Annotated in this window: 24 protein-coding genes and 1 pseudogene; 12 read left to right on the forward strand and 13 right to left on the reverse strand. The window is 72.6% G+C overall.

All coding sequences use genetic code 11. The annotated features are described in order from the left end of the window. Positions 1-62: 62 nt before the first annotated feature. Positions 63-908, forward strand: coding sequence for a GNAT family N-acetyltransferase (locus tag AB0C15_RS22210; protein WP_357354789.1), 846 nt, complete (start codon positions 63-65; stop codon positions 906-908). A 6-nt stretch (positions 909-914) separates the two neighbouring features. On the opposite strand, the gene AB0C15_RS22215 is transcribed toward AB0C15_RS22210, so the two are convergent. Continuing rightward, complete coding sequence (locus AB0C15_RS22215) at positions 915-2,102, reverse strand: NAD(P)/FAD-dependent oxidoreductase (RefSeq protein WP_357354791.1); 1,188 nt, start codon at positions 2,100-2,102, stop codon at positions 915-917. 15 nt (positions 2,103-2,117) lie between these two features. Next, the gene (lgt, locus tag AB0C15_RS22220; protein WP_357354793.1) at positions 2,118-3,299 is read right to left on the reverse strand and encodes a prolipoprotein diacylglyceryl transferase; all 1,182 of its coding nucleotides are present in this window, start codon (positions 3,297-3,299) and stop codon (positions 2,118-2,120) included. 102 nt (positions 3,300-3,401) lie between these two features. Here lgt and AB0C15_RS22225 point away from each other — a divergent pair, with 102 nt between their 5' ends. After that, positions 3,402-3,941 carry an NUDIX hydrolase gene (locus AB0C15_RS22225; protein ID WP_357354795.1) on the forward strand — a complete coding sequence of 180 codons (540 nt, stop codon included), beginning with the start codon at positions 3,402-3,404 and terminating at the stop codon, positions 3,939-3,941. Between the two features lie 23 nt (positions 3,942-3,964). Here AB0C15_RS22225 and trpA read toward each other — a convergent pair whose 3' ends face one another. The 3 genes from trpA to trpC are packed head-to-tail and all read right to left on the reverse strand — an operon-like array spanning position 3,965 to position 6,850. Beyond that, positions 3,965-4,768 (reverse strand): tryptophan synthase subunit alpha, encoded by an 804-nt coding sequence (gene trpA / locus AB0C15_RS22230; RefSeq protein ID WP_357354797.1) that lies wholly within the window; start codon positions 4,766-4,768, stop codon positions 3,965-3,967. A 1-nt stretch (position 4,769) separates the two neighbouring features. After that, positions 4,770-6,008, reverse strand: coding sequence for a tryptophan synthase subunit beta (gene trpB, locus AB0C15_RS22235; RefSeq protein ID WP_357354799.1), 1,239 nt, complete (start codon positions 6,006-6,008; stop codon positions 4,770-4,772). A gap of 38 nt (positions 6,009-6,046) precedes the next feature. Next, positions 6,047-6,850 carry an indole-3-glycerol phosphate synthase TrpC gene (gene trpC, locus AB0C15_RS22240; protein WP_030334428.1) on the reverse strand — a complete coding sequence of 268 codons (804 nt, stop codon included), beginning with the start codon at positions 6,848-6,850 and terminating at the stop codon, positions 6,047-6,049. 487 nt (positions 6,851-7,337) lie between these two features. On the opposite strand from trpC, the gene AB0C15_RS22245 reads away from it, so the two are divergent. Next, entirely contained in the window at positions 7,338-7,607 is a 270-nt protein-coding gene (locus AB0C15_RS22245; protein WP_357354800.1) for a hypothetical protein, read from the forward strand. Positions 7,608-7,633: 26 nt separating this feature from the next. Here AB0C15_RS22245 and AB0C15_RS22250 read toward each other — a convergent pair whose 3' ends face one another. The 4 genes and pseudogenes from AB0C15_RS22250 to AB0C15_RS22265 all read right to left on the reverse strand — a co-directional run. After that, the gene (locus AB0C15_RS22250; protein WP_357354803.1) at positions 7,634-8,203 is read right to left on the reverse strand and encodes a Trp biosynthesis-associated membrane protein; all 570 of its coding nucleotides are present in this window, start codon (positions 8,201-8,203) and stop codon (positions 7,634-7,636) included. A 132-nt stretch (positions 8,204-8,335) separates the two neighbouring features. Further along, on the reverse strand, positions 8,336-9,889 hold the full coding sequence (locus tag AB0C15_RS22255) for an anthranilate synthase component I (RefSeq protein WP_357354805.1): 1,554 nt from the start codon (positions 9,887-9,889) through the stop codon (positions 8,336-8,338). Beyond that, a complete protein-coding gene (hisI, locus tag AB0C15_RS22260; protein WP_357354952.1) occupies positions 9,886-10,320 on the reverse strand; it encodes a phosphoribosyl-AMP cyclohydrolase in 435 nt (144 codons plus the stop codon). Before hisI ends, AB0C15_RS22255 begins: the two co-directional genes overlap by 4 nt. 207 nt (positions 10,321-10,527) lie before the next feature. Then, positions 10,528-10,812 (reverse strand): annotated as a pseudogene (locus tag AB0C15_RS22265) (phosphoribosyl-AMP cyclohydrolase); the annotation flags it as partial. A 598-nt stretch (positions 10,813-11,410) separates the two neighbouring features. Here AB0C15_RS22265 and AB0C15_RS22270 point away from each other — a divergent pair. The 3 genes from AB0C15_RS22270 to AB0C15_RS22280 all read left to right on the forward strand — a co-directional run bounded on the left by AB0C15_RS22270 (position 11,411) and on the right by AB0C15_RS22280 (position 13,609). Beyond that, complete coding sequence (locus tag AB0C15_RS22270) at positions 11,411-12,163, forward strand: ABC transporter ATP-binding protein (protein WP_357354807.1); 753 nt, start codon at positions 11,411-11,413, stop codon at positions 12,161-12,163. Further along, positions 12,160-12,915, forward strand: coding sequence for an ABC transporter permease (locus AB0C15_RS22275; RefSeq protein ID WP_357354809.1), 756 nt, complete (start codon positions 12,160-12,162; stop codon positions 12,913-12,915). Before AB0C15_RS22270 ends, AB0C15_RS22275 begins: the two co-directional genes overlap by 4 nt. Before the next feature lie 97 nt (positions 12,916-13,012). Further along, a complete protein-coding gene (locus AB0C15_RS22280) occupies positions 13,013-13,609 on the forward strand; it encodes a TetR family transcriptional regulator (RefSeq protein ID WP_357354811.1) in 597 nt (198 codons plus the stop codon). Between the two features lie 241 nt (positions 13,610-13,850). Here AB0C15_RS22280 and AB0C15_RS22285 read toward each other — a convergent pair whose 3' ends face one another. The 3 genes from AB0C15_RS22285 to AB0C15_RS22295 form a co-directional block, all read right to left on the reverse strand. Beyond that, the gene (locus AB0C15_RS22285; RefSeq protein WP_357354813.1) at positions 13,851-14,600 is read right to left on the reverse strand and encodes a DUF2470 domain-containing protein; all 750 of its coding nucleotides are present in this window, start codon (positions 14,598-14,600) and stop codon (positions 13,851-13,853) included. Positions 14,601-14,684: 84 nt separating this feature from the next. Then, positions 14,685-16,466 (reverse strand): ABC transporter ATP-binding protein, encoded by a 1,782-nt coding sequence (locus tag AB0C15_RS22290; protein ID WP_357354815.1) that lies wholly within the window; start codon positions 16,464-16,466, stop codon positions 14,685-14,687. A gap of 56 nt (positions 16,467-16,522) precedes the next feature. Then, on the reverse strand, positions 16,523-18,403 hold the full coding sequence (locus AB0C15_RS22295) for an ABC transporter ATP-binding protein (protein ID WP_357354817.1): 1,881 nt from the start codon (positions 18,401-18,403) through the stop codon (positions 16,523-16,525). A gap of 171 nt (positions 18,404-18,574) precedes the next feature. Between AB0C15_RS22295 and AB0C15_RS22300 the strand changes: the two genes are divergently transcribed. The 3 genes from AB0C15_RS22300 to AB0C15_RS22310 all read left to right on the forward strand — a co-directional run bounded on the left by AB0C15_RS22300 (position 18,575) and on the right by AB0C15_RS22310 (position 22,243). Next, positions 18,575-19,204: a TIGR03085 family metal-binding protein gene (locus AB0C15_RS22300; protein ID WP_357354819.1), complete on the forward strand. Its 630-nt coding sequence runs from the start codon at positions 18,575-18,577 to the stop codon at positions 19,202-19,204. A gap of 199 nt (positions 19,205-19,403) precedes the next feature. Further along, positions 19,404-20,279 carry a terpene synthase gene (locus AB0C15_RS22305; protein WP_357354821.1) on the forward strand — a complete coding sequence of 292 codons (876 nt, stop codon included), beginning with the start codon at positions 19,404-19,406 and terminating at the stop codon, positions 20,277-20,279. 137 nt (positions 20,280-20,416) lie between these two features. Beyond that, on the forward strand, positions 20,417-22,243 hold the full coding sequence (locus AB0C15_RS22310) for a long-chain fatty acid--CoA ligase (protein WP_357354823.1): 1,827 nt from the start codon (positions 20,417-20,419) through the stop codon (positions 22,241-22,243). Positions 22,244-22,301: 58 nt separating this feature from the next. Here the strand turns inward: AB0C15_RS22310 and AB0C15_RS22315 are convergent, their stop codons facing one another. Then, positions 22,302-23,756, reverse strand: coding sequence for a PLP-dependent aminotransferase family protein (locus tag AB0C15_RS22315; protein WP_357354825.1), 1,455 nt, complete (start codon positions 23,754-23,756; stop codon positions 22,302-22,304). A 59-nt stretch (positions 23,757-23,815) separates the two neighbouring features. On the opposite strand from AB0C15_RS22315, the gene AB0C15_RS22320 reads away from it, so the two are divergent. The 3 genes from AB0C15_RS22320 to AB0C15_RS22330 all read left to right on the forward strand — a co-directional run bounded on the left by AB0C15_RS22320 (position 23,816) and on the right by AB0C15_RS22330 (position 26,710). Then, positions 23,816-24,487 carry a hypothetical protein gene (locus tag AB0C15_RS22320; RefSeq protein ID WP_357354826.1) on the forward strand — a complete coding sequence of 224 codons (672 nt, stop codon included), beginning with the start codon at positions 23,816-23,818 and terminating at the stop codon, positions 24,485-24,487. Positions 24,488-24,588: 101 nt separating this feature from the next. Continuing rightward, positions 24,589-25,050 carry a hypothetical protein gene (locus AB0C15_RS22325; protein WP_357354828.1) on the forward strand — a complete coding sequence of 154 codons (462 nt, stop codon included), beginning with the start codon at positions 24,589-24,591 and terminating at the stop codon, positions 25,048-25,050. 325 nt (positions 25,051-25,375) lie between these two features. Continuing rightward, the gene (locus AB0C15_RS22330; protein WP_357354830.1) at positions 25,376-26,710 is read left to right on the forward strand and encodes a transcriptional regulator; all 1,335 of its coding nucleotides are present in this window, start codon (positions 25,376-25,378) and stop codon (positions 26,708-26,710) included. Positions 26,711-26,713: the final 3 nt, after the last annotated feature.

Raw genomic sequence — 26,713 nt, forward strand, 5'->3', positions numbered from 1 at the left:
GGCCGCACGGCCACCCGAGATTGATCACACCGTCCACTGGCTGGGACGTGTAGTCTCGCGCGGTGGATCCGTCACACAAGAACGTCTTCGACCGGTTGGAACGCTTCTACGACGCGGTGCCCCGCGACGTCGCCGGTGCGGAGGAGCATGGCGGGCTGGTGCTGTTCGTCCGCGAAGGCGCCGGCTGGCCGTTCTACGCCCGCCCCCGGATCGACGCCACCGAGCCGCCGTCGCTTGCCGACGTCACCTCGGTCCGCGAGCGCCAGCGCAAGCTGGGCCTACCGGAAGCCTTCGAGTGGGTGCACGAGACCACCCCCGAGTTGCTGGCGGTGGCCCGCTCGGCAGGGCTCAGCGTGCTGGAGGCGCCGCTGATGGTCCTCGACCCGAGCGCGCTGCCCGACCCGGCGACGCTCACCGCCGCAGCGGTGCGGGTGCTCGCCGCGGACTCCCCCGACTTCGCCGCCGATGTCGCCGCCCGGCGTGCCGTCGCGGCGGTGTCGTTCGCGGCCGCCGGCACCGCACCAGGCGAGGCCGGCCCGGCCGAACGCGACGCCGCCGTCACCGAACTCGAACTGGCCGCACTCGACGAGGAGCGCGCCCGGATCGCCGACGGTCGCCGCATCTCCGCCCTGGCCGGCACGCCGACCGAGGGCGCGCTGGCAAGCGGAATGGCGATGCGAGTGGACGACGTCGCGGAGATCGCCGGGGTGGCCACCCTGCCGTCCGCCCGACGTCGCGGGCTGGGCGCCGCGCTCACCGCCACCCTGGCCCGGGAACTCCTCGCCGCCGGCACCGAGCTGGTCTTCCTCTCCGCGGGCAGCGAGGAGATCGCGCGGGTCTACCTGCGGGTCGGCTTCCGCCGAATCGGCACCGCCTGCATCGCCGAACCCGCCGCCCTCATCCCCTGACCGGGGTCAGGTCGGCGGACGCCACTGCGCGGCGGAGGCCGCGGCGCTGGAGAGCAGTCGCGAGTTGATCGTGCCCAGTGCGGCATCCCGGGCGCGCAGCGCCAACCGGCCCCGGGTCTGCAGCACCGCCGACATCCGGCGGGTCTGCCGGACCACCGTCGCCGCCCGGGGACGGCGCACCCGGTCGTACGCCTGGACGGCGTCGGGGAGCCGGGCCTCGCGCAGCAGCGACGCGAGCGTGGCCGCGTCCTCGAACGCGAGGCAGGCGCCCTGCCCGAGGTGCGGCGGCATGGCGTGCGCCGCGTCACCGAGCAGCACCACCCCGCCCGGCCCGACCGGAAAGCCGTACGCGCGGGGCAGCGGGCGCAGCTCGCGAACCTCCTGCTGGACGAGGTCGCTCGGGTCGGTGGCGTCGAGCAGCGCGCCGACCGGAGCAGGCCAGCCCGCGTACCAGCGGCGCAGCAGAGCGAGCTGGGTCTCCGGTGGCTCCGGGCGGGGCGCGCCGGCGGCGGTGGCCACCCAGTAGATGCCACCCCGGGTGGACCCGCCCGAGGATCCGCGCTCGCCGAGCGACGCGGCCACGAACCGGTAGCCCGCGCCGAGAATCTCGCCGGCCAGCGGCTGGTCGTCGGGGAGGCGAGGTGCCTGGTACCAGGGGATGACGGCCCGCCAGGCGGCGCACCCGGAGCTGACCACCCGGGACTCGGGGGCGAGCTGGCGGCGGACACCGCTGTCCGTGCCGTCGGCGGCGACCACCAGATCGGCCTCGATGGTGTGCCGTCCGTCGCTGACGCCCGGTCGCTCACCCGGCTCGACGCGGACGTGGCGCACGGTCACCCCGGTCCGCAGCTCGACCCGGTCGCCGAGACCGGCGATCAGCGCGTCGTGCAGATCCTCCCGGTGTACCACCACCGGCATCCGGTCGGCCGGGACCGGACGGGGCTGCACCAGCCAGTGCCCGTCCGGGCGACGGACCCCACCGTCGGGCAACGGGGTGGCGATCGCGGCCAGGCCGGCGCCGAGACCGAGGGCCTGGAGCGCGCGGACGCCATTGGGCCAGAGCACCACGGCGGTCGGCTCGGGGCGGACCCGTTCGGCGCGTTCCAACAGGGTGACCTGCCAGCCGGAACGGGCCAGCGCGCCGGCCACCGCGAGGCCACCGACCCCTGCGCCGACCACCACCGCGCTTCGCATTGGTGTCGCCCCCGCTCAGCTGTCCCGGTCGGCGGGACGCGCGCCCGTGGCGTCGGCCCGGTCGGCACGAACGGTGGACTCGTCGTCCGCAGGAGCGTCGTCGCTCGACACCGGATCGGCGGCCACCGGGGTGTCGGACCCCTCGTCGTCGACCGGCCGGGAGTCGTCGTCGGCCGTCGGCGGCACGACGCCGGTGTCCTGCCAGACGGCGTACTGCTCCTCGCTCACCACCCGGTAGCCCTCCGGCGCGGCAGCCCGGGTGGGGGTCTCCCGCTCGGAGAGGTCGACCTGGGACAGGTCGGACGTGGGGGGCGGGGTCGGCGTGGCCGCCGTACCCAGCGGAATCAGGTAGTCCCGAGGACCCCGCACCCGGACGAAGTAGATGAGCGCGCCGAGGAAGACCAGGGCGGCGGTCCAGACGTTGAGCCGGACACCGAGGATCTGGTTGGCGTCGTCGGTACGCATCAACTCGATCCAGAACCGACCGACCGTGTAACCCATCACGTAGAGCGCGAACGCCCGGCCCTTGCCGAGCTTGAGCCGGCGGTCGAGGACGAGGACCAGAGCCGCGACGCCGACGTTCCACAACAGTTCGTAGAGGAACGTCGGCTGGTAGAGACCCGGTTCGAGGATCGGCTGCCCGGCGTCGTCGCGGAGCGCGTGGCCCGGGTTGTCCGGGTCCATCCGGTGGATCTGCAGACCCCACGGGAGGGTGGTCCGGCCACCGAACAGCTCGTTGTTGAACCAGTTGCCGAGCCGACCCACCGCCTGGGCCAACGGCAGCCCCGGGGCCAGCGCGTCGGCCACCACGCTCAACGGAATGCCGAGCTGCCGGGCCGCGATCCAGGCACCGACCGCGCCACCGGCGACCGCGCCCCAGATGCCGAGACCGCCCTCCCAGATGGCGAACGCCTTCATCGGGTCCCCACCAGCGCCGAAGTACTTCTCCGGTGAGGTGACCACGTGGTAGATCCGGGCGCCGATGATGCCCGCGGGCACGGCCCACACGGCGATGTCGAGCACCGCGCCGGGCGCGACGCCGCGTCGCCGGAGCCGGCGCTCCGTCACCCAGCAGGCCAGCACGATGCCGGCGATGATGCAGAGCGCGTAGGCCCGGATCGGCACCGGCCCGAGCTGCCAGACCGCGGTGCTGGGACTCGGCAGGGCCGCCTGGGGGGAGAGCGAGGCGAGGGTCACGGGTGCACACGCTACCGCTGCACACCCCCGCAGCGGCACCCCGGGCCGCTGGAGCGCGCAACCCGGTGACTTCTGGTTTGCACCGCCGTAGGCTCTTTGTCCATGAGCGCGCTCACCTGGGCGGTCGCCGCGGTCGTCACCGACGACACCGGCCGGGTGCTGCTCTGCCAGCAGGGCCGGGGCACGCGCCGCTACGCGCTGCCCGGCGGACGACTGCGCCCGGCCGAGGGCCCGGTGCGGGCGGCCCTGCGGGACATTCGCGCGGAGACCGGCTGGGACATCGAGCTGATCGACCTGATCGGCGTCTACCAGTTGACCGGCCCGGGAGGGGATGCCGCGGCCGGGCGCGCCGGGCCGCAGCCGGACGTCCTGGTGCACGTCTTCCGGGCTCGCTCGGCCGGGGTCCGACCCGCCACCGACCCACCGCCGGGCTGCCGGTTGTCCTGGCACTCCCCCGCGGCGCTGCCCGAGGTGCTCACTCCACTGACCCGGGCCGCCGTCACCGACGCGACCGCCGGCCGCTCCGGCGTGCTCCGCGACGTCCCCTGCGTGCCCGACACCGCAGACGCCCCGCCGCGCCACGGGACGGGACAGCCCCCGGAGCAGCGCGGCGAAGCCGCGGACACCTCCCTGCGCCCCTGACCCTCCGGAGGACCGGCGGGCGCTCAGCGGGTGGGGTTACGGACGCCCTCGGCCAGCTCGGCGCTGAGCGTACGCAGGGCGGCCAGGCCCTCGGCCTCGGTGGGCGCGTCGAGCAGACACCGGATCAGCGCGCTGCCGACGATCACCCCATCGGCGTAACCGGCCACGGTGCCGGCCTGCGCCCCGGTGCCCACACCCAGCCCGACGCCGACCGGCAGATCGGTGACCGCGCGGGTCCGGGAGACCAGCGTCGGGGCGGCGGCGGAGGTCCGCGCCCGGGCGCCGGTCACCCCCATGATGGCGGTCGCGTAGACGAAGCCACGGCAGTGCTGCACCGTCATCGCCAGCCGGGCGTCGGTGGACGACGGCGAGACCAGGAACGTACGGTCCAGCCCGTGCGCGTCCGAGGCGGCCAACCACTCGTCGGCCTCTTCGGGAATGAGGTCCGGGGTGATCAGGCCGGTGCCGCCGGCGGAGGCGAGGTCGCGGGCGAAGACGTCCACACCGTACCGCTCCACCGGATTCCAGTAGGTCATGGTGACCACCGGCGCGCCGGTGGCCGCGACCGCCTCGATGATGCGCATCGTGTCCGCGGTGCGGACGCCCCCGGCCAGCGCGATGTCGCTCGCCTTCTGGATCACCGGCCCGTCCATCACCGGGTCGGAGTAGGGGATCTCCACCTCGATCACGTCGACGCCAGCCTCGACCATTGCGGTCATCGCCGCGATGCTGCCCTCGACGGTGGGGAAACCGGCCGGCATGCAGCCGACCAGCAGTGCCCGCCCGTCGGCGCGGGCCTTGTCGAAGGCCACCCCGATCCGGCTCATCTCACTGCTCCTTGTCGAGGATGCCGAAGTAGTCGCCGGCGGTGTGCACGTCCTTGTCACCCCGGCCGGAGAGGTTGACCACGATGGTGGGCTCCCGACCCAGTTCCGCGGCGAGCTTCGGTGCCAGCGCGACGGTGCCGGCGAGCGCGTGGGCGCTCTCGATCGCCGGGATGATGCCCTCGGTACGGCACAGCAGCTCGAAGGCGGCCATCGCCTCGTCGTCGGTGACCGGCAGGTAGTTCGCCCGGCCGGTGTCGTGCAGCCAGGCGTGCTCGGGCCCGACGCCGGGGTAGTCCAGGCCGGCGGAGATCGAGTGCGACTCCAGGGTCTGCCCGTCGGCGTCCTGCAGCACGTAGGTGCGCGTGCCGTGCAGCACCCCAGCGGAACCGCCGGTGATGCTCGCCGCGTGCCGGCCGGTGACCACCCCGTCACCGCCGGCCTCGAAGCCGTACAGCCGCACCGCGTCGTCGCCCACGAACGCGTGGAAGATGCCGAGCGCGTTGGAGCCGCCGCCGACGCAGGCGGTGACGGCGTCCGGAAGCGAGCCGGTCAGCTCCAGGCACTGCTGGCGGGCCTCGTCACCGATGCCCCGGACGAAGTCGCGCACCATCGCCGGGAACGGGTGCGGGCCCGCTGCGGTGCCGATCAGGTAGTGCGTCTCGTCGACGTTCGCCACCCAGTCCCGCATCGCCTCGTTCATCGCGTCCTTGAGGGTGCGCGAACCGTTGGTGACCGGGACGACCGTCGCGCCGAGCATCCGCATCCGGGCCACGTTGAGCGCCTGCCGCTCGGTGTCGACCTGGCCCATGTAGACCACGCACTCCAGGTCGAACAGCGCCGCGGCGGTCGCGGTGGCGACGCCGTGCTGGCCGGCCCCGGTCTCCGCGATCACCCGGGTCTTGCCCATCCGCTTGGTGAGCAGCGCCTGACCGAGCACGTTGCGCACCTTGTGCGCACCCGTGTGGTTGAGGTCCTCCCGCTTGAGCAGCACCCGCGCGCCGACCTTCGCGGAGAACCGCCGGGCCTCGTAGAGCAACGACGGCGTGCCGGCGTAGTCCCGCAGCAGCGCGCCGAACTCGGCCCGGAAGGACTCGTCCGTCATCGCCGTACGCCACGCCCCGTCGAGCTCGTCCAGCGCGGCCACCAGGGCCTCGGGAACGAACCGACCGCCGAAGCGGCCGAAGTGGCCGGCGGAGTCGGGCTGCGGGCCGGCCACCGGGGCCAGCGCGTCGGCGCTCATCGGGAATCCTCTCGGTGGGGCGTCGGGCCGGCGCGGTCTCAGCGCACCGGCCGGGGCGTTGCCGGGTGGTTGCCGGCGTTGACCAGCTCGGCGACCGCCTCGCGTGGGCTCTTCTGGGTGACCAGGCCCTCGCCCACGAGGACCGCGTCGGCGCCCGCCGAGGCGTACCGGATCAGGTCGTGCGGACCACGAACGCCGGACTCGGCGATCTTGACGACGCTGCTGGGCAGGCCGGGCGCGATCCGCTCGAACACCGACCTGTCGACCTCAAGGGTACGCAGGTCACGGGCGTTGACCCCGATCACCTGCGCGCCGGCCTCCAGGGCGCGGTCGGCCTCTTCCTCGTCGTGCACCTCGACCAGAGCGGTCATGCCGAGCGACTCGATCCGCTCGAGCAGGCCCATCAGGACGTTCTGTTCGAGCGCGGCGACGATCAGCAGGACCAGATCGGCGCCGTGCGCGCGCGCCTCGTGGATCTGGTAGCTGGAGACCACGAAGTCCTTGCGCAACACCGGCACGGTGACCGCGGCACGGACGGCCGCCAGGTCGTCGAGCGAACCGCCGAACCAGCGCCCCTCGGTCAGCACGCTGATCGCCCGCGCCCCACCGGCCGCGTAGTCGACCGCGAGATCGGCCGGATCGGCGATCTCGGCCAGCCGACCCTTGGACGGCGACGAACGCTTCACCTCGGCGATCACGGCCACGCCGGGCTTGCGCAGCGCCGCGTACGCGTCCATCGGCGGTGGCGCCGCTGCCGCCAGTTCACGGATCCGCTCCAGCGGAACCTGCTCCTGACGTCGGGCGACGTCTTCACGTACGCCAGCCAGAATCTCGTCGAGCACGCTTACGGACGCTGCCTGGCCGGCCTCGTCCCCCTCCGCGTGCGCATGCTCAGCAGTCACGAACGGACTCCCCTCTCCGGGCGTCATGGGCCGATGCTAGGGGCAGCCGACAGGCGCCGAATGCCGGGGGTATGGCGCTGCTCACGAAAAGGGCTGCGGCATAATGGCCGACTTGCCGTGAAGAGGTTGTCACGCAGCGCCACCTCCGGTATCGACCGCCGTCACGCGGTATGGAGCCCGGCGGCCACAGTCAGACCGGGCCGATGCATCGATCATGCCACCAGTTCCCGGCCGGCGCCCGACGACAGCGACGCGGGTCGATGCTGTGAGCAAGCTCAAGGCCGCACGAACGGTCCCTGGTCACGGCCGGGAAGAGACAGTTGACCGGGCGGTCACCACGACGAAACGTCGGCCGGCGAGCATCGTCCTCGGGCAGACTCGATGGCGCGCCTGCCCCGACCGCCGCAACTCCTCGTGCGAGGTGACCATGAGTAGCTTCGAGCCGCACCCGACAATCGGACTGACCACCATCTCGCGGACTGTGGCATCGCTCGCCGTCGGCGTGGTGCACACGGTGGAACGGGCCGTGGTGGGCGAGGGACGGATGCGGACGGCACGGGGCAACGCCTGGGAGGCGGTCTGCGCCGACCGGGCCCGCGCCGACCAACGCGCCGAGCTGAACCGCCTGGTCGCCGAGCTGACCGCCGCCCGTGCCACCAGCCACCGCGCCCAGTGGGAACGCCAGCCGGTCGGCTGAAACGCCCGGCCCACAGCGCCAGCACGTCAGTCGTCCGTCGGGTCCTCGCCCCGGTCCAGCGCGTCCCACGCCTCGGTGGTCCGCCGCCCCGCCAACGGCGTCGACGGCTCGGCGGGGTCGCGCGGCGTCGACGCGACCGCCGGAACGGCCCGCGTCGGACGCTCGTAGCGGGCGCCCATCGCCGGCCAGTCACCCCCGCGCAACGCCGTCCACCAGCCACCCACGGCGGCCAGCAGACCACCGATCAGGCAGAGCGCCGGCCACTGCCGGCTCACCGGGCCACCCAGGTCGGCCACCAGCCCGTACCCGCCGCCGGCCGCCACCGCCAGACCGAGCACACCGAGCAGCGCACCGAGCACCCGCCGCAGGTGACCCCGGGTGGCCAGCACCGCGCCGCCCCCGGCCAACGTCACCAGGGCCAACGCCGGCAGCCAGGGCAGCATGCTCGCACCGCTGCGGGTGTCGCGCACCGGCGGCAGCGGCGCCGGGCGTAGCGTCAACTCGACCGACCAGCTACGCGTCGCGGCCCAGAGCGCCAGGCCCGCGCCGGCCAGGCAGAGCAACACGGCGTACGTCAACGCCCGCCGGCCCGTCACGGACCGCCGCCCACTCACTGAATGTGCCCTTCGTTCGCGACTGCGGGGCTCCGCTGCGCTGCACTCCTCGCGCTCACCGAGCCCGCCCTTCGTTCGCGACTGCGGGGCTCCGCTGCGCTGCACTCCTCGCGCTCACCGAGCGGGCCGGAGGGTTTCGGCGGCGGCGATCGCGGCCAGCACGGCAGCGGCCTTGTTCCGGGTCTCCTGGTCCTCGGCGGCCGGGTCCGAGTCCGCGACGACCCCCGCCCCGGCCTGGACGTAGGCGCGACCCTCGCGGACGAGCGCCGTCCGGATGGCGATCGCCATGTCCAGGTCACCGCCGAAACCGAAGTAGCCGACGGTGCCGCCGTAGAGGCCCCGGCGGACCGGCTCCAACTCCTCGATGATCTCCATGGCGCGCACCTTCGGCGCCCCGGAGAGCGTGCCCGCCGGGAAGGTCGCCGCCAGCGCGTCGAAGGCGGTCTGGTCGTCACGCAGCGTGCCGGTGACGGTGGAGACGATGTGCATGACGTGGCTGTACCGCTCGATGGTGGCGAACTCGGGCACCTCCACGCTGCCGGGCTGACAGACCCGACCCAGGTCGTTGCGGCCGAGGTCGACGAGCATCACGTGCTCGGCCCGTTCCTTGGGGTCGGCGAGCAGCTCGGCGGCGAGGGCGGCGTCGGCGGCGGGGGTGCCGCCGCGCGGCCGGGTGCCGGCGATCGGGTGCAGCAACGCCCGGCGTTGCCCGTCCGCGGCGGCGGTGACCTTCAGGTGCGCCTCCGGGGACGAGCCGACGATGTCGAACCCGTCGAAGCGCAGCAGGTACATGTACGGGCTGGGATTGCTGGTGCGCAGCACCCGGTAGATGTCGAGCGGGTCGGCGTGGGTCGTCCGTTCGAAGCGCTGGGAGAGCACGATCTGGAAGCACTCGCCGGCCCGGATCGCCTCCTTGGCCGCCTCGACCGCCTTCGGGTAACCACCCTCGGGCGTACGGCACTGCACCTCGCCGGCCGGCGGACGCTCGACCGTGGAGATCATCGGCGGGATCGGGCGGGAGAGCGCCGTGGTCATCGCGTCCAGGCGGCCCACCGCGTGGTGGTACGCGGCGGCGACCTGCGGGGCGCGGTCCGGGGCGTCCAACGGCGGCAGCACCGCGTTGGCGACCAGGATCGCCGAACCGTCGTAGTGGTCGAGCACCACCAGGTCGGTGGCGAGCATCATGCCCAGCTCGGGCACGCCCAGGTCGTCCTCGGTCAGCTCGGGCAACCGCTCGAAGCGCCGGATCAGGTCGTAGCCGAGGTAGCCGACCATGCCCCCGGTCAGCGGCGGCAGACCGTCGGACGGGTCCCCGATCGGGCCGGCGAGGGCGGCCACCGTCTCCCGCAGCATCCGCACCGGGTCGCCCTCGGTGGCCAGCCCGCTCGGCGGTTGGCCGAGCCAGGTCGCCACGCCGTCGCGTTCGATCAGGGTCGCGCTGCTGCGAACGCCGATGAACGAGTACCGCGACCAGGCCATGCCGGCGGATCCGACGCCCTGCTCGGCCGACTCGAGCAGGAACGTGCCCGGCCCGCCGGCCAGCTTCCGGTAGACCCCGACCGGGGTCTCCGCGTCGGCCAGCAGCCGCCGGGTGACCGGCACCACCCGCCAGGCGGCGGCCAGCTCGGTGAAGGTGGCCAGGTCGGGGCTGACCGCGCCGTCGGTCATGGGAGCGCCTCCGGGGTGACGACGGGCAGCTCGGTGTAGAAGCAGGTCCGGTGGCCGGTGTGGCAGGCCGCGCCGACCTGGTCCACGCTGACCAACAGTGCGTCCCCGTCGCAGTCGAGCGCGACCGACCGCACGTACTGGTGGTGCCCCGAGGTCTCGCCCTTGACCCAGTATTCGCGTCGGCTGCGCGACCAGTAGGTGGCCCGGCCGGTGGTGAGGGTGCGGTGCAACGCCTCGTCGTCCATCCAGGCGACCATCAGCACCTCGCCGGAGTCGTGCGCTCGTACCACGGCGGCGACCAGGCCGTCGACGGTGCGGCGCAGTCGGGCCGCGATGGCGGGGTCGAGCCGGGACGGACGCGCGAGCGTGGGCGCGGGCAGCTCGTTCGGATCGCTGGGGACGCCGGTCACCGGCGGGTCAGGTACGGGCACAGTCAGCAAGTCTCCCGCACGCGGCGCCGGCGCCGCAGACCGCTCCCGCCAGGACGGCGGCACGGGCCCCGCGGGCCGGGGCGGTGGTGGGGGTCCGGCCGGTCGGGCGAGCTGGGCGACATAGCGGTCCAGCCTGCCGTCCACCAGGGCGGCGGCCAGGTCCGCGCCGGCGGTGTCGGCGATCTCCTCGGCGTACGGCCGGATCAACGGCAGTGTGCCGGCGACCAGCCGGACGGCGGCGGCCCAGAGCTGCCCGGTGGCGCCCGGACGCAGCCCGAGGCAGAGCAGCATGTCCGTCCGGTAACCGGGTGGGGCCACCGGCAGTTCCAGGGCGGCCGCGAAGGCGGCCCGGCGGGAGTGGACCCGTACCGACGGGTTGGCCGGGCGCAGCACGGACGGGCAGAGCCGCGCCAGGTCGGCGACGGCGAGCCGGACCCCGAGGCGGTCGCTTGCCGCGCGGGCAGCGGCGGCCTTACCCAGCGTGGCGATCATCTCTTCCAGTCGGGGTGGTTCGGCCGGCTGGCAGAGCACCGGCAGGTCGATCCGGGGCCGCCAGTGCGGGTCGGCCCAGAGCAGCCGCGCCGGCGCGGTGACCGGCAGTCCGAACGCCCAGTCGGCAGGTTCGCCGAGTCGGTGCACCCAGGACCGGACGTCCCGGGCGGCCACCGAGACGTGGGTGACCTGGCCTGCGGACTCGTCCAGGTAGGCCCGGCGGGCCGCGTACGGAGCGCCGCCCACCAACACGTCGAGGTCGACGTCGCTGTGTGCGGTGGCGGCGCGGCGGGCGTGACTGCCCCGTAACAGGATGCCGACGACCGGCCGCTCGGCGGCCTGCCGCAACCGCGCGGCCCAATCCTCGAGAAAACCGCTGTCCGGTAACGGAGCGTGACCCACGGCGCCATCGTGCCGTACGTCCGATCAGTACGCAATGCCCGTTGGCGGACTTCGTGTCCGGTCCGGAACCTGCTGCCCGTTCTCGCGGTGTGCGCGATGGTCGACGGGCGGACACCGATCCGGCCCCGTTGCGCGCGGCACGATATTTCATCTAGCGTTGAGTTCAACAAGTGATGAGTTTCTGTGGAGGTGCACGATGGACGATGCGATAGCCGTCCGGGACCTGGTCGTCGACCGGGGTGGGCGGCGGGTGCTGGACGGCATCAGCTGCCGCGTCCCGCGCGGCGCGGTCACCGGGCTGCTCGGCCCCAGCGGCAGCGGCAAGACCACGTTCATGCGTGCGGTGGTCGGGGTGCAGCTGGTCAGTGGTGGGGCGGTCACCGTGCTCGGCCGACCGGCGGGCACCCCCGCGCTACGGCACCGGGTGGGCTACCTGACCCAGGCGCCGAGCGTCTACGCCGACCTGACCGTCCGGGAGAACGCCCGCTACTTCGCGGCCCTCTACGGGCGTGGGCGGGTCGAGGCCGATCGGGCGATCAGCGACGTCGGGCTGGCCGAGGCCGCCGGCCAACTGGTCGCCACCCTCTCCGGCGGTCAACGCAGCCGCGCCTCGCTGGCCTGCGCCCTGGTCGGCGAGCCGGAGCTGGTCATCCTCGACGAGCCGACGGTCGGTCAGGACCCGGTGCTGCGGGCCGACCTGTGGGCCCGGTTCCACGCGATGGCCGCCACCGGCACCACCCTGCTGGTGTCGAGCCACGTGATGGACGAGGCGGCGCGCTGCGACCAGCTGCTGCTGATCCGCCAGGGGCGGCTGATCGCCGACGACAGCCCGGCCGCGGTCCGCGCCGCCGCCGGGGTGGACGACCTCGACGAGGCGTTCCTGCGGCTCATCCGCGCCAGCGAGGCCGCCGCCACCACCGACGCGTCAGTCGCACGGGAGACAGCATGAACCCGCGAATCCTCGCCGCCACCACCGGCCGCATCCTGCGTCAGCTCCGGCACGACCGGCGGACCATCGCGCTGCTCGTGGTGGTGCCGGCCGCCCTGCTCACCCTGGTCTACTTCATGTACGCCGACCAGCCGACCCCGCCCGGCCAACCGACGACCTTCGACCGGATCGCGCTGGTGATGCTCGGCATCTTCCCCTTCGTGATCATGTTCCTGGTGACGAGCATCGCCATGCTGCGGGAACGCACCTCGGGCACGTTGGAACGCCTGCTGACCACCCCGCTGGGCAAGCTCGACCTGCTCTTCGGGTACGGCATCGCGTTCGGGCTGGCCGCCGCCGTGCAGGCCGCCGTCGCCGCCGCCGTGGCGTACTGGATCTTCGGTCTGGAGACCGCCGGCAGCATCGGGCTGGTGATCGGGATCGCGGTGCTCGACGCGGTCCTCGGCGTCGCCCTCGGGCTGCTGTGCAGTGCCTTCGCGCGCACCGAGTTCCAGGCAGTACAGTTCCTGCCAGTCGTGGTGGTCCCCCAACTACTGCTCTGCGGGCTGTTCGTGGCCCGCGACCAGATGGCCGGCTGGCTCCAGGCGCTCAGTGACGCCTTCCCCCTGTCGTACGCCATCGAGGCGCTGCAGGAGGTCGGCGCCCACGCCGAACCGACCGGCCGGATGTGGCGCGACGCCGCGGTGGTGCTCGGCGCGGTGGTGCTGGCGCTCGTGCTCGCGGCGGCCACCCTGCGTCGGCGCAGCGGCTGACCGCGAGCGTCGGGGGCGGCGGCCGGCGCGGGCAGCCGCCACCGGCGCGGGCGCGGGCCGGGCCACGACGGGCCAGGCGGACGAACGAAGGGCGGCGATGACGCGGCGGACCGGCCGGCGACCCGGCAACCCGGGCACCCGGGAGGCGATTCTCGACGCGGCGCGCACGGCGTTCGCCGACCGTGGCTTCGACGCCGCCTCGATCCGGGCCATCGCCGGCACGGCGCAGGTCGACCCGGCGCTCGTGCACCACTACTTCGGCAGCAAGGACCAGCTCTTTCTGGCCGCGATGAACTTTCCGGTCGACCCCGGCCAACTGGTGCCGAAGGTGCTCGCCGGTGACCGGGACGGCGCCGGCGAACGGATGGTGCGCGTCTTCCTCGGCGTCTGGGACTCCCCCACCGGCAGCGCCGCACAGGCACTGCTGCGCTCCGCGGTGAGCAACGAGTGGACCGCTCGCCTGCTGCGCGAGTTCGTCACCACCCAGGTGCTGCGTCGGGTGCTGGAGAACCTCGACGTCGACCCGGTGGAGCTTCCGCTGCGGGGCTCCCTGGTCGCCACCCAGATGATCGGCCTGGCCATGATGCGGCACGTGGTACGCCTAGAGCCGGTCGCCTCGGCAGACCCGGAAACCCTGGTGGCCGCGATCGGCCCCACGATCCAGCGCTACCTGACCGCCCCCCTGCCAACCTGACCCGAAAGCGCTTGCCCTCCCGTCCTGCCCGCTCGGACGCCCCGCGCCGATCTTGCGCCTTCTGCTGACGGTTTACACGCAAATGCCCGCTATGCCGCGACAGCAGTTGCAAGATCGCGGAGACAGGCAACTTGGCGCCGTCGATCATGGAGTTGTGGTGCCTGGTTCGGTGCCTCATGGGCGAGTTGTCACCCACCACAACTCCATGATCGACGAACCAGGGGGCAGGGCGGGGCGCGGGTTAGCGCGGGGGGTGGGATTGGGCTTTGGGGCGTAGTGGGGGGAGCAGGTTCGGCAGCTCGGCGGGGTCGGCGACCGGGCCGGGGAAGGCCAGCCGGACCCGACGCCGGGCTCCGGGGCGGCCGAGGGCGACCACCAGCCCGTAGCGGTCGATCCGCACCACCCGGGGTGGACCGTCCGGGGCCTGCTCGGTCAGCCCGAGCTGCCGACGCAGGTACTCCGTCACCTCGACGCTGTGGCACTCGGCGAGGTCGGTGAGCAGCCGGGCCTCGACCGGGTGCACCGGGTCCGGCTCGGCCTCGGCGTACTCCACCGGGTCGATCCGGCGCACGACGCCGGCCCGCTCCCAGCGGACCTCGACCACCTCGAACCGGAACAGCCGGAACCGGGTGCCCAGGTCGAGCAGGTCGCCGGTCGGCTCCACCGTGGCGAAGTCGACAGCCGCGTGACGGGCCTCGTCGCCGCGCAGCTCGGCCGCCCAACCGGACACCCAGGCGCGACCCAGGCCGGGCGCGCCGGCCGCGGGCGGCAGGTCGAGCACGTCGAGCACCACCGCGACGTCGCTGCCGCCGGCCACCGGTTGCAGGGCGGCGGCCAGGTGGCTGGCCACCGGCACCAGCAGCAGCACCCGCCCGTCGGCGTCGGTGACGTGCCGGGCATGGTGCGGGCCCGGCCGGTGGGCCAGGTGCACCAGGCCGGGCAGGCGGCCGGCGACGAGGGTACGGACGATCTCGGCGGAGTTGGGCCGCATGAGCGCGACCTCCTTCGAAGGTTAGGCTTACCTAACCCGGAGCCTAGAGCACCCGCCCGCCCTCGTCCACCACACCGGCGCACCTCACCGGGTCTGCTCCAACCAGGAGGCGTAGAGCAGGCCGTACACCGAGTCGGCGTCGCGGACCAACTCGTCGTGCGAGCCGCGCTGGACCACCCGACCCCGGTCCACCACGATCACCTCGTCGGCGGCCTGCGCCGTGGAGAGCCGGTGCGCGATCGCGAGGGTGGTCCGACCTCGGGTGACCGCGTCGAGCGTCCGTTGCAACCGCACCTCGGTCGCCGGGTCCACCGCGCTCGTCGCCTCGTCGAGCACCAGCAGGTCCGGGTCGGCCACGTACGCACGGGCCAACGCGACGAGCTGGCGCTCCCCGACACTGAGCGCCTCACCACGCTCCCCGACCGGCGTGCCCAGACCGGCCGGCAGACCCTCCAGCCAGTCCGACAGGCCCAGCTCGGTGAAGGCGGTGCTGAGCTCTTCGTCGGTCAGCTCCGGCCGGGCGAACCGGACGTTGTCCCCCACCGTCGCGTCGAAGAGGAACCCGTCCTGCGGCACCATCACCACGCGGGAGCGCAGCGAGTCGAACCGGACGTCGGTCAGCGGCACCCCGGACAGCAGCACCGCGCCGGCCGACGGGTCCATCAGACGGGTCAGCAACTTGGCGAACGTGGTCTTGCCGCTGCCGGTCTCACCCACCACCGCCACCCGGCTCTTCGCCGGAATCTCCAGGTCGATGTCGTGCAGCACCGGCGGACCACCCGGGTAGGCGAACCGCACACCGGAGAACCTGATGTCCAACGGCCCGCCCGGCAGGTTACGCCCCTGCTCACCGGGGTCGGCCACGTCCGGGGCGACGTCCAGCACGTCAAGCACCCGACGCCAGCCGGCGATCGCGTTCTGCGCCTCGTTGAGCACCTCGGTGGCGATCTGCACCGGCTGGATGAAGAGCGTAACCAGGAAGAGGAACGCGGTCAGCTGACCGATCGACAGCGTGCCGTCCACGCCCAACAGCACGCCGAGCACCACCACGCCGGCCAGCGCCAACCCCGCCGCCAACTCACCTACCGAGCTGCCCACGATGCTGATCCGGATCGCCCGCTGCTGCGCCAGACGCTGGCTGTCGATCGCCTCGTCCAGCCGCCGCTCGGTGCGGCCGGCGATCCCGTACGCCCGGATCACCGGGGCGCCCACCACGCTCTCGCCGATCGCGCCGAGCAGCGTCCCGGTGCGTTGGCGCACCGTCGCGTACGCCGAGCCGAGGCGGCGTTGCAACTGCCGGATGACGAACACCGCCGGCGCGAACGCGGCCAACACCACAAGGGTCAACTGCCAGGAGTACGCCAGCATGACGGCCGTCGTGACCACCAACTGACCCAGGTTGACCAGCAGGATCACCCCGCCCCACTGGAGGAACTGGGTGATCTGGTCGACGTCGCTCGTCACCCGCGAGACCAGCGAACCCCGCCGCTCCGACTGCTGGTGCAACATCGACAGGTCGTGCACGTGTCGGAACGCCCGGGTCCGGACGTTTGCCAACGCCGTCTCGCTGACCGTGAACAGCCGGCGCATCATCAGATAGCCGCAGACCGTGGTGACCGCCAGGATCGCCGCGGTGATCGCCACCACCGACCAGACCACGTTCAGCTTCAGACCACCGACGAGGCCCCGGTCGATGCCCTGCTGCACGGCGACCGGCACGGCGACCCGACCGATCATGTAGACCAACGCCAGGCCCAACGTGCCGGCCAGACCGATGCGAAGCTCCGGCGAGAGCGCCAGGCCGCGACGAAGGGTCTGCCAGGTCGTCTCGGCCCTCTCGTCCCGCTCTTCGATCTTGACGCTCACCGGGCCCGCCTTCTCGTTCGCGACTGCGGGGCTCCGCTTCGCTGCACTCCTCGCGCTCACCGGTCCACCTCGATTTCCAGGCCCGACGGCAACGGCGCCACGTCGTCGTCGTACGAACTCTCCTGCGCGCGGTCGACCTCGGCCTGCTCGTAGGCGGTCACCAGGTCGACGTACCCCGGCACGGAGGCCAACAACTCGCTGTGGGTGCCCCGGGCCACCACCCGCCCCTGCTCCACATAGATGACCTCGTCGGCGAGCGCGATGGTGGCCCGGCGGTACGCCACCACCAGGATCGACGCGGCCGGGACCCCCGCCTCGGCGGTCGACGACCGCAGCCCCGCCAGGATGGCCGCCTCCACTCGAGGATCGACAGCGCTCGTCGCGTCGTCGAGGACCAGCAGGCGCGGCCGACCGGCGAGCGCGCGGGCCAGGGTGAGCCGTTGGCGCTGACCGCCGGAGAGCGAGGTGCCCCGCTCGCCGACCATGGTGTCCAGACCGTCGGGGAGCGCGGCGACGAAGCCGTCCGCCTCGGCCAGCCGCAGCGCCGCCCAGACCACCTCGTCGTCGACGCCGGGCCGGTCGAGGGCGATGTTGGCGCGGACGGTGTCGTCGAAGATGAAGGGCACCTGGGCGACCAGGGCCACCGTGCCGGCCAGCGACGCGGGGGTCAGCTCGCGTACGTCCACGCCGTCCAGGCACACCGTGCCGGAGTCGGGGTCGACGAGGCGCACCGCGAGCGACGTGATCGTGGACTTGCCGGCGCCGGTGGGCCCCACCAGGGCAACCGTCCGACCGGGCGGCACCGTGAAGCCGACCTCGCCGAGGACCTGCACGCCTGGCGGGTGCGCCTCGGCCGGCGGGTAGGAGTAGTGCACGTCGGCGAAGCTGAGGGTGGCCGGGCCGGAGCCGGCCGCGAGCACCCGCTGCCCGTACGGCATCTCGCCGGTGGCGTCGAGCACCCGGCGGACCCGGTCCCAGCCGGCGACGCTGCGCGGCAACTCGGCAAGCACCCAACCGATGGCCCGCACCGGAAAGGCCAGCACGGTGAAGAGGAATGCCACGCTGACCAGCTCCGTCACGCTGATCGCGCCCTGCCGCAGCCGGAACGCCCCGACCACCAGGACGGCGAGGGTGCCGAGGCTGGGCAGTGTCTCCAGCAGCGGGTCGAAGATGCCGCGCAGCCGGCCGACAGCGATCAGCGAGTCGCGCAGCTCACCGGCGCGGCCCGCGAACCGGGCGGTCTCCTGGGCCTCGCGGCCCATCGTCTTGACCACCAGGGCGCCGTCGAAGCTCTCGTGGGCGATCCCGCTGACCTCGGCGCGCAGGCGCTGCGCGCGGGCCTGCCGGGGGGCCATCCGGCGGGAGTAGACGACGTTGAGCGCGAACAGCGCGGGGAAGACCGCGAGACCGACCAGGGCGAGCGCCCAGTCGGTGGCGAACAGCGACACGATCGCGCCGACGAGCATCACCAGCGTGCCGACGGCGAACGGTAGCGGCGCGATCGGATACCACGCCGCCTCCACGTCCGAGTTGGCGTTCGACAGCAGGGTGCCGGTGGAGTTTCGGTGGTGCCAGGACAGCGGCAACTCCAGGTACCGACGGGTCACCCGGCGGCGGTAGGAGGCCTGGAGCCGGTACTGCATGTAGCCGGCGCCCAGCCGGCGGCCGAAGATGCCGGCCACCCGCAGCACGCTGATCCCGAACAACGCGGCCGCGGCCAGCGCCAGGGTGCCCGAGCCCACCTCGCCGCGTTCGATGGCCGGAAGCGCCACCTCGCCGATGACCGCCCCGACGACCCGGGCACTGACAATGATCATCCCGCCGAAGAGCACGCTGCCGACGACCGCCACCGCGAAGATGCGCGGCTGCTCCCGAATCGCCTGCCGCAGGACCCCCAGCCCTCGACTGAGAACGTCCCGACTTGTCTTGCTCGCCACGCTCTCCCCCGCCGTAAGCCGCAATTATCTCCCTCATCCTTACTGGTCGAGGCCAGCACCGCCGACCCCGACCGGATATGTCGACCATCACGTGCCGGTCGGCGGTGTGCCGCGGACGCCACCGGCGTCCGCCGCCGCGCGCCGACGGACCACCGGGCCTACGATCGGGCCATGCCGCGGTACGCCCGAGCCGAGCGCGAGGCGCTGGCCGACCTTCTCCTGGCCCTCGGGCCGACCGCCCCGACGATCAACGAGGGCTGGGCGACCCGTGACCTGGCCGCGCATCTGGTGCTGCGCGAGCGCCGTCCGGACGCGGCGGGTGGCATCGTGCTGCCGCCGCTGCGCGCTTACGCCGAGCGGGTCCGTCAGCGACTCGCCGCACGGCCCTACCCGGAGCTGGTGGCGCAGGTACGACGACCGCCGCTGTGGAGCCCGGTCAGCAACCCGTTGACCGACGAGGTGGCGAACACGATGGAGTTCTTCATCCACCACGAGGACGTCCGGCGGGCCGTCTCCGGGTGGCAACCGCGCGACCTGTCCCCCGGCCTGCAGAGCGCGCTCTGGAAACGGGCCGCGCCGATGGCCCGGCTGGCGCTGCGCCGCTTCGCCGCGGACCTCTTCGTGCAGGCCCCCGGGCACGGTGAGGTCTCCGTGGGTCGTGGCGGTGAGCGACTGCGCCTGGTCGGCGCCCCCGCCGAGTTGGTGCTGTTCTTTTCCGGCCGGCAACGGGTGGCCCGGGTCCAGCTCAACGGTTCGGTGGAGGCGGCTCGGCAGCTACGCGCCGCCAACCTGGGCATGTGACCGTGTGTGCGTAAACGGTCACCAAATAGCTGTGGAATTTCCCACACCCAGCGAAACACGCTGATACCTCCTCCCGTACGCTTCAGCGCGCCGCTCCGCGCCGGGCGGCACGAAGTGGGGGCGCACTGTGCGAAGTTTCGCGATCTCGGCGCTGCGGGAGCCCCCGTTTCCCACGGGGCGCCATGGCGCCACGGAGCAGGTGGCGAGCGAGAGCGTCGAGTGGGCGCGCGCATTCGGTCTGGTCGACTCCAGTCAACGGGTGCACCGCCTGGTGCGCGCCGACGCCGCCGGGCTGGCCGGGCGGGCCTGCCCGGACGGCTCGGTGGAGGGGTTGCGGCTCCTCACCGACCTGATCAGCTGGCTCTTCGTGATGGACGACGCCTGCGACGAGGACGGTCTCGGGGCCGACCCGGTCCGGCTCGGTCCGGCGATCAGCACCCTGCTCGACGTCCTCGACAAGTGCGGCGACCCGGACATCGTGCCGCCCGCCGTCGGGCCGCTCGGTGACGCGCTGCACGACCTCTGCCGCCGGACCCGGCTGCACGACCACGCGGCACTGCTGCTGCGCTTCGTCAGCCAGATGCGGGAGTACCTGTTGGCGCTGCTCTGGGAGGCCGGCAACCGGGAACGTCGGCGCGTACCCGAGGTCGCGGAGTACCTCCAGCTACGCCGGCACATCGGCGGGGTCCACCCCTGCCTCACCCTGACCGATCTGGCGTCGACCCGACCGTCCGGGCCGGCCCAGCGCGCCGACCCGGGGCTTGTCGCCCTGGACCTGCTTGCGGTCGACCTGGTCTGCTGGTGCAACGACCTCTTCTCCTACGGCAAGGAGAGCAGTGCCGACCCGGAGGCGCACAACCTGGTGACGGTGATCGCCCAGGACAGCGACGCGGACGAGGTGACCGCGCTGCGGAGTGCGGCGCACCGGTTCAACCAGGGGTTGGCGACGTACCTGGACGCCGAGGAGGCGCTGCTGGCCGCCGGCGACGACGGGATCCGCGCCGCGCTGAGCGCCAGGCGCAACTGGGTCCGGGCCACCTACGACTGGTCAGTGGTGGCTGCCCGGTACGCCTGATCGGCCGCGCCTGTCGGTGCGATGGGGCCGCCGGACGATCACCAGGGCTAGCCGATGCACGGGGACAGGCAATACTCTTCGGTAACCATCATGACGTGACGACCGTCACGCCACCACCCCCGAAGGCGGCTACAGCGATGGCTCTCGATGTACCGTACCGCTCCATCCCGGACATGTTCCTCAAGCGCGTGGCGGCCACCCCCGACCGACACGCGTTCGCGTCCCCGAACCCCGACGACTCGGGGCCCGTCTGGCTGACCTGGGCGCAGGTCGGCCAGCGCGCCAGGGCGGTCGCCGCCGGCCTGCACGGCCTGGGCGTCGGCCAGGAGGACCCGGTCGCGATCCTCGCCAACACCCGGCTGGAGTGGGTGATCGCCGACCTCGGCATCATGTGCGCCGGCGGCGCGACCACCACCGTCTACCCGACCACCGAGCCGACCGACGCGACGTACATCATCGCCGACTCCGCGTCGAAGGTGCTGTTCGCGGAGAACCCGGCCCAGGCGGCGAAGATCGCCGGGGCGACCCTGCCCGCGCTCACCCACGTGGTGCTCCTCGACGGTGATGTCGACCCGACCGCCGAGGTCGCCCAGTTGACGCTCGCCGACCTGGAGGAACGCGGCGCCCAGGCGCTGGCCGCCGAACCGGATCTGATCGACATGCTGGTCGCCGGCATCGGCCCGGACCACCTGGCCACCCTGATCTACACCTCCGGCACCACCGGCCAGCCCAAGGGCGTCGAGCTGCTGCACGGCGGCTGGTGCTGGGAGGCCGTGGCGCAGGCGGAGGTCGGGTTGCTGCGCGACGACGACCTGCAGTACCTGTGGCTGCCGCTGGCCCACTCGTTCGGCAAGACCCTGCTCTGTGGCGCCATCCACGTCGGCCTGCCCACCTACGTCGACGGTCGGGTGGACAGGCTCGTCGACCTCCTCTCGGTCATCCGTCCCACGTTGATGTGCGGTGCGCCGCGGGTGTTCGAGAAGGTCTACAACAAGGCCGTGACCACCGCTCAGGGCGCGGGTGGCGCGAAGGCGAAGATCTTCGCCTGGGCCGTCGGCGTCGGCAAGGAGAAGGTCACCCTGGAGCAGGCCGGCAAGCCGGTGCCGGGCGGGCTGAAGCTGCGCTACGGGCTGGCCGAGAAGCTGGTGTTCAGCAAGCTCCAGGCCCGGCTGGGTGGCCGGATGCGGGTGCTGGTGTCCGGTGCCGCGCCGCTCAGCCCGGAGATCGCCACCTTCTTCGCCGCCGCGAACCTGCCGATCTCCGAGGGCTACGGCCTCACCGAAACCAGCGCCGGCAACTTCGTCAACCCGCCGGACGGGCTGCGGATCGGCACCGTGGGCCGGGCGATGGGCGACCTGGAGTGCAAGATCGACACCGACGGCGAGATCCTGGTGCGCGGCCGGCCGGTGATGCGCGGCTACCACAACCTGCCGGAGGAGACCGCCGCCTCGTTCACCGAGGACGGCTTCTTCCGGACCGGTGACATCGGCACCCTCGACGAGCAGGGCTACCTGCGCATCACCGACCGCAAGAAGGACCTGGTCAAGACCTCGGGCGGCAAGTACATCGCGCCGTCGCACATCGAGGGCATGTTCAAGGCCATCTGCCCGTACACCTCGCAGGCGGTCGTCGTCGGTCAGGCCCGCAACTTCTGCACGATGCTCGTCACCCTCGACCCGGACGCGATCCGGGGCTGGGTCGCCGGCGGCCCGCTGGAGGGGCGCAGCTACACCGAGATCGTCGCCTCGGCCGAGGCCCAGACCATGGTGGAGGAGTACGTCGCCCAGCTCAACGCCAAGCTCAACCGCTGGGAGACGATCAAGAAGGTGGCCATCCTGCCGCGTGACCTGACGATCGAGGACGGCGAGATCACCCCGTCGTTGAAGATCAAGCGCCGTGGCGTGGAGAGCAACTTCGCCGCCGAGATCGACAAGATGTACGCCGGCAGCCTCGCCGAGCTCTGACGCGTCGCCGGTGGCCCCGCACCCGTTCGGGGCGCGGGGCCACCGGCAAGCGTGGCGCTCAGGCGATGACGGTCGTCTCGCGCCACCGCTGACGGCCGGTCCGGTCCAGGTCGTAGCGGATCGCCGCAATCCGCCCGACGGCCTCCACCAGGTCCGCCGCGGGCAGGGTGAAGGGCAGCCGCAGGAAGCGCTCCAGGGTGCCGTCCAGGCCGAACCGGGGGCCGGGCGCCAGTCGTACGCCGACCTCCTCGGCGGCCCGGGCCAGCGCGCTCGAGACCGGGCCGTCCAACTCGGCCCAGAGCGTCACGCCGCCCCGGGGCACGGTGACCCGCCACTCCGGAAGTCGGTGCGCCAGCGCGCCGAGCAGGGCGTCACGCTGGACGGCCAACTGGACGCGGCGGTCGGCGACGATGGCCTCGGCGTCGGCGAGCAGGTGCACCGCCACCAGTTGATCGAGCACCGGGCTGGCCATGTCGACCCCGACCCGCACGGCGGCCAGCCGCTGCACCTGCGGCGCGGACGCGCGCACCCAGCCGATCCGCAGCCCGCCCCAGTAGGGCTTGCTCATCCCACCGATGCTGACCACCCGGCTGTGCCGGTCGTAGGTGGCGACCGGGGGTGGCACCTCGGTGCCGTCCATCGCCAGGTCCACGAAGGACTCGTCGATGATCAGGTCGGTGCCGACCGCGTGCGCGGCGGCCACCACGTGCTCGCGCAGCGAGGCGGGCATCAGGTGCCCGGTCGGGTTCTGGAACTCCGGGATCAGGTAGGCCAACTTGGGCCGGGTCTGTCGGAGACTGCCCAGCAGCAGGTCGGGCTCCCAGCCGGCGTCCGCGGCCAGACCGTGGGTGGTGATCCGGGCCCGCCGGCCGGCCAGCGCGGCGAGGGCGTTGGGGTAGGTCGGGGACTCGACAAGCACGGTGCCGCCCGGGGTCAGGGCGAGCCGTAGCACCAGGTCCAGTGCGTGCTGGGTGCCGCTGGTGACCATGATCTGGTCGGCCGAGGTGGGCAGCCCCCGGGCGGTGTACGCGTCGGCCACCGCCTCGCGCAGCTCGATGATGCCGGTGGGGTGGTAACCGGCCCCGCTCAGGTAGCGGGGCAGGTCCTCGGTGGCGGCCTGGGCGGCCGACAACAGTTGCGGCGGTGCGGCCAGCGCCGCGACGCCGAGGTCGAGCATCTCCCGGTCGTCCAGCGGGGTCCACAGCCCGGTGCTCGCCACCCGGTGGTTGCCGGGCAGCATCGTCCAGCTACCGGCCCCCCGACGGCTGGCCAGGTGCCCGGTCTCGCGCAGGTGCCGGTACGCGGCGGTGACGGTGGTCCGGCTGATCCGCAGCGCCTCGGCCAGCTCCCGCTCGGCGGGTAGGCGAACGCCCAGCGGCAGCCGGCCGTCGGCGAGCAGCCCGCGCACCGAGCCAGCGAGCGCGGCGTAGTCGGGGCTGCGTCGGCGGCCCGGCAGGGCATGCCACTGCCCGAGCAGACGGGCCAATTGGACGCCGCGCACCTGCCCGTTCATAGCCACTCCCTGGATATTGGCTTCTTCCTCGATGAGGATTGGCACCTAGGGTGGCATGCATGGCACTGCTTGGCAATCTGCGGCACCGGCCGGTTCGACGGTTGGTCCAGCTCTACCTCGGGCTCGCGCTCTACGGCGTCAGCATGGCCCTGATGATCCGCTCCCAGCTGGGCCTCGACCCGTGGGACGTGTTCCACCAGGGGCTCGCCAACCTGACCGGGCTCTCCTTCGGCACGGTCACCATCGCCGTCGGCGCGCTGGTCCTGCTGCTCTGGATCCCGCTGCGGCAACGGCCCGGCCTCGGCACGGTCAGCAACGTCGTGGTGATCGGCCTGGTGGTGGACGCCACGGTGGCCCTGCTGCCCGCAAGTGGCCCGCTCAGCGTCCGGACCGCGATGCTGATCACCGGGATCGTCGCCAACGGCGCCGCCACCGCCCTCTACCTCGGCGCCCGGTTGGGCCCCGGCCCTCGCGACGGCCTGATGACCGGGTACGTGGCCCGCCGCCCCGGCCGGTCGGTCCGGCTGGTGCGCACCGTCATCGAGGTCACCGTGCTGGCGCTGGGCTGGCTGCTCGGCGGCACCGTCGGTCTGGGAACCATCGCGTACGCGTTGGCCATCGGCCCGTTGGCCCAGTTCTTCATCCCACTGTTCGCCGTGCCGGAGGAGACCGCGCCCAACAGCGCCATTCCCCCGCCCGGTAGCGCCGCGCCGGCAACCCCCACCGGCTGAACCCTCACCGACCGTCCTCGAACCAGCACGTGGCGGTGCTGCCACGTACCGGTTCGCGGGTGGGTGTTCCCTTCCGCGACGCGCGCCGTCATCATCGGTGCATGGGGGAGAACGGTTGGCGCTGGAACGACGCCTGGATCTTCGTGTCGCTCGTGATCGCGAGCGGAGCAGGACGGCACCGTCGGTCGGCCACGAGTCGACGGCCGGAGGGTGTCCGCCTGACCGACGTGCTCTCCACCGCCGATCACCTCAACCACGCGATCCCGCAACGACATGAGGTGGAGGCCGCGGTCCGGCGGCTGGTCGGCGCCGGCCTGGTGAGCGTCGCCGACGGCTGGTTCCGGATCACCGCCGAGGGTGAGCAGTTGTGGCGTACCCGCCCGCGCGCGGGTGTGGCGACCATGGTGGACACCGTGCAGGGTGTGTTGACCCGGCGCCACGCGCCCGGCAGCGCGGACTGGATCCTGGACGAGGCCGACCACGCGGCCGCCGTTCAGGAGTACGCGGTCCGGTCGATCCCCAGCCCACGTCGGTCACCCGAGGGGCACTCCGGCGGTAACTGACCTCTGTTGTCGGGATGCTCGGCGCGGTGGCGGCGGCCGGGGATGGGCAATTTGTCTTGTGATCACGCACCCACGCTGGCATCCTGGCGTGGCATTCCGGCAAACCGGGCCGTGACCGCTTCGTTCGGCAGGGACAAAGGCCGAGGTCCAGCAGACCAGCCGTGAGGGTGGCAGCGGTCTTGCAGGGCCGCCCGAGAGGACTACCAGCAAAGTTTCGACGGGCGGTGATGGGTTGACACCGAAGTCGGGTGCGTCAGACGGCCCCAACACCTTGCTCAGCGACGCCCGCCGCCGACTATTGTCCCCGAGTGGTTCAGGCCGACGGATGTCCCGGCAGGAGGTCGCCGAGGCGGTCAACAACTACCTCTGGGACAACCACGGTACGAGAACCAGCATGGACGCCAACCACGTCGGAAAGCTCGAGCGGGGAGAACACCGCTGGCCCAAGCCCACGACCCGGGAGGCATTCCGGGCGGTGCTGAAGGCATCGCGCGACGCTGAACTGGGCTTCTACATCACCCGTGGCCAACGCCATTCTGATCCCGTTGCGCACCAGATACCCCCTGGCGAGATACTCACCGCTGGTGATGATCACGCTGCCGAGTCGCTGATCGGCGAGGAGATCACGGACACTGGCGATATGAACCGCCGCGAGTTGCTACGCCTGCTGAGCCTGACAGGTGCGCTGTTGGCCGCGCCCGTCCCGGGCAGCCAGCTCGACTGGGCGCGCATCGATTCCTTCAGTGACGGGAACAGGCGACTAAACCCAGTGACCCTCGACGAGTACGAGGGGCTGAACGCCCAGCTGTGGGCGGCCTTCGGTGCAGCTGAGTCCAAGGCGGCAGTATCACCGCTGGTCAACCGTCAGCTGACCACGCTCACCGCCAACCTGCGCCGATCCCACACGACACCCGTACACCGTCAGCTTTGCGGGGTCACCGCTGACCTGCTCCAGCTCGCCGGCGAGGTCGCCTTCGACGCGAACGCGTACAGCGAGGCCGCGCACTGCTACACCCTGGCAGCGACCGCCGCGCGAGAAGCCGCTGCCTACGACCTCTGGGCATGCGCGATGATCCGTCACGCCTTCATCAGCGTCTACGAGCGCGACTTCCGGCACGCCGCACCGATGCTGGCCGTTGCCGCCGACCTGGCCCAGAACGGAGACAGCGCGCTGTCGACCCGGCACTGGGCACGAACTGTGCAGGCACAGGCTCTCGCGGGCCTCGGCGACCTCAGCGGATGCCGGCAGGCGCTCGACCAAGCTGAGGAGGTCAACCACCTGCCCGGCCGAGTGCACAACGGCGGTTGGCTGCGCTTCGACGGCTCCCGGCTCGCCGAGGAACGCGGAGCCTGCTACGTCGAGTTGAGGCGCCCAGACCTGGCCGAGCCGGTGCTGTCCGGCGCTCTGTCTCAGACCCTCTCCACGCGACGACGCGGAACCGTTCTGACCGACCTCGCCTTGGTCGGAGTCCAACGTAGTGACGTACACCAGATCGTGCTTTACGGCAACGCCGCCCTCGACACTGCCCGCCACAGTGGCTCTGGCGTGGTCGGCTCCAAACTCAACCAACTACACCACCGCTTGCGGCCGTTCCTTGCCGACACTCACGTGCGGCATCTCAACCGCCAGATCAGCGCCCTAACAGGGGCAGGGAACTGACAC

The organism is Micromonospora sp. NPDC048835, assembly GCF_040649995.1.
In the GTDB taxonomy this organism is placed as follows: Bacteria; Actinomycetota; Actinomycetes; order Mycobacteriales; family Micromonosporaceae; genus Micromonospora.

Bases quoted from the DNA above. Each gene is read 5' to 3' on its own strand.
- AB0C15_RS22330 (WP_357354830.1), top strand. From the start codon at position 25,376: ATGTCCCGGCAGGAGGTCGCCGAGGCGGTCAACAACTACCTCTGGGAC.
- AB0C15_RS22245 (WP_357354800.1), top strand. From the start codon at position 7,338: ATGAGTAGCTTCGAGCCGCACCCGACAATCGGACTGACCACCATCTCG.
- AB0C15_RS22275 (WP_357354809.1), top strand. From the start codon at position 12,160: ATGAACCCGCGAATCCTCGCCGCCACCACCGGCCGCATCCTGCGTCAG.
- AB0C15_RS22270 (WP_357354807.1), top strand. From the start codon at position 11,411: ATGGACGATGCGATAGCCGTCCGGGACCTGGTCGTCGACCGGGGTGGG.
- AB0C15_RS22315 (WP_357354825.1), bottom strand. From the start codon at position 23,756: ATGAACGGGCAGGTGCGCGGCGTCCAATTGGCCCGTCTGCTCGGGCAG.
- AB0C15_RS22325 (WP_357354828.1), top strand. From the start codon at position 24,589: ATGGGGGAGAACGGTTGGCGCTGGAACGACGCCTGGATCTTCGTGTCG.
- AB0C15_RS22300 (WP_357354819.1), top strand. From the start codon at position 18,575: ATGCCGCGGTACGCCCGAGCCGAGCGCGAGGCGCTGGCCGACCTTCTC.
- AB0C15_RS22285 (WP_357354813.1), bottom strand. From the start codon at position 14,600: ATGCGGCCCAACTCCGCCGAGATCGTCCGTACCCTCGTCGCCGGCCGC.
- AB0C15_RS22280 (WP_357354811.1), top strand. From the start codon at position 13,013: ATGACGCGGCGGACCGGCCGGCGACCCGGCAACCCGGGCACCCGGGAG.
- AB0C15_RS22310 (WP_357354823.1), top strand. From the start codon at position 20,417: ATGGCTCTCGATGTACCGTACCGCTCCATCCCGGACATGTTCCTCAAG.
- trpA (WP_357354797.1), bottom strand. From the start codon at position 4,768: ATGAGCCGGATCGGGGTGGCCTTCGACAAGGCCCGCGCCGACGGGCGG.
- trpB (WP_357354799.1), bottom strand. From the start codon at position 6,008: ATGAGCGCCGACGCGCTGGCCCCGGTGGCCGGCCCGCAGCCCGACTCC.
- AB0C15_RS22225 (WP_357354795.1), top strand. From the start codon at position 3,402: ATGAGCGCGCTCACCTGGGCGGTCGCCGCGGTCGTCACCGACGACACC.
- AB0C15_RS22320 (WP_357354826.1), top strand. From the start codon at position 23,816: ATGGCACTGCTTGGCAATCTGCGGCACCGGCCGGTTCGACGGTTGGTC.
- AB0C15_RS22255 (WP_357354805.1), bottom strand. From the start codon at position 9,889: ATGACCGACGGCGCGGTCAGCCCCGACCTGGCCACCTTCACCGAGCTG.
- AB0C15_RS22215 (WP_357354791.1), bottom strand. From the start codon at position 2,102: ATGCGAAGCGCGGTGGTGGTCGGCGCAGGGGTCGGTGGCCTCGCGGTG.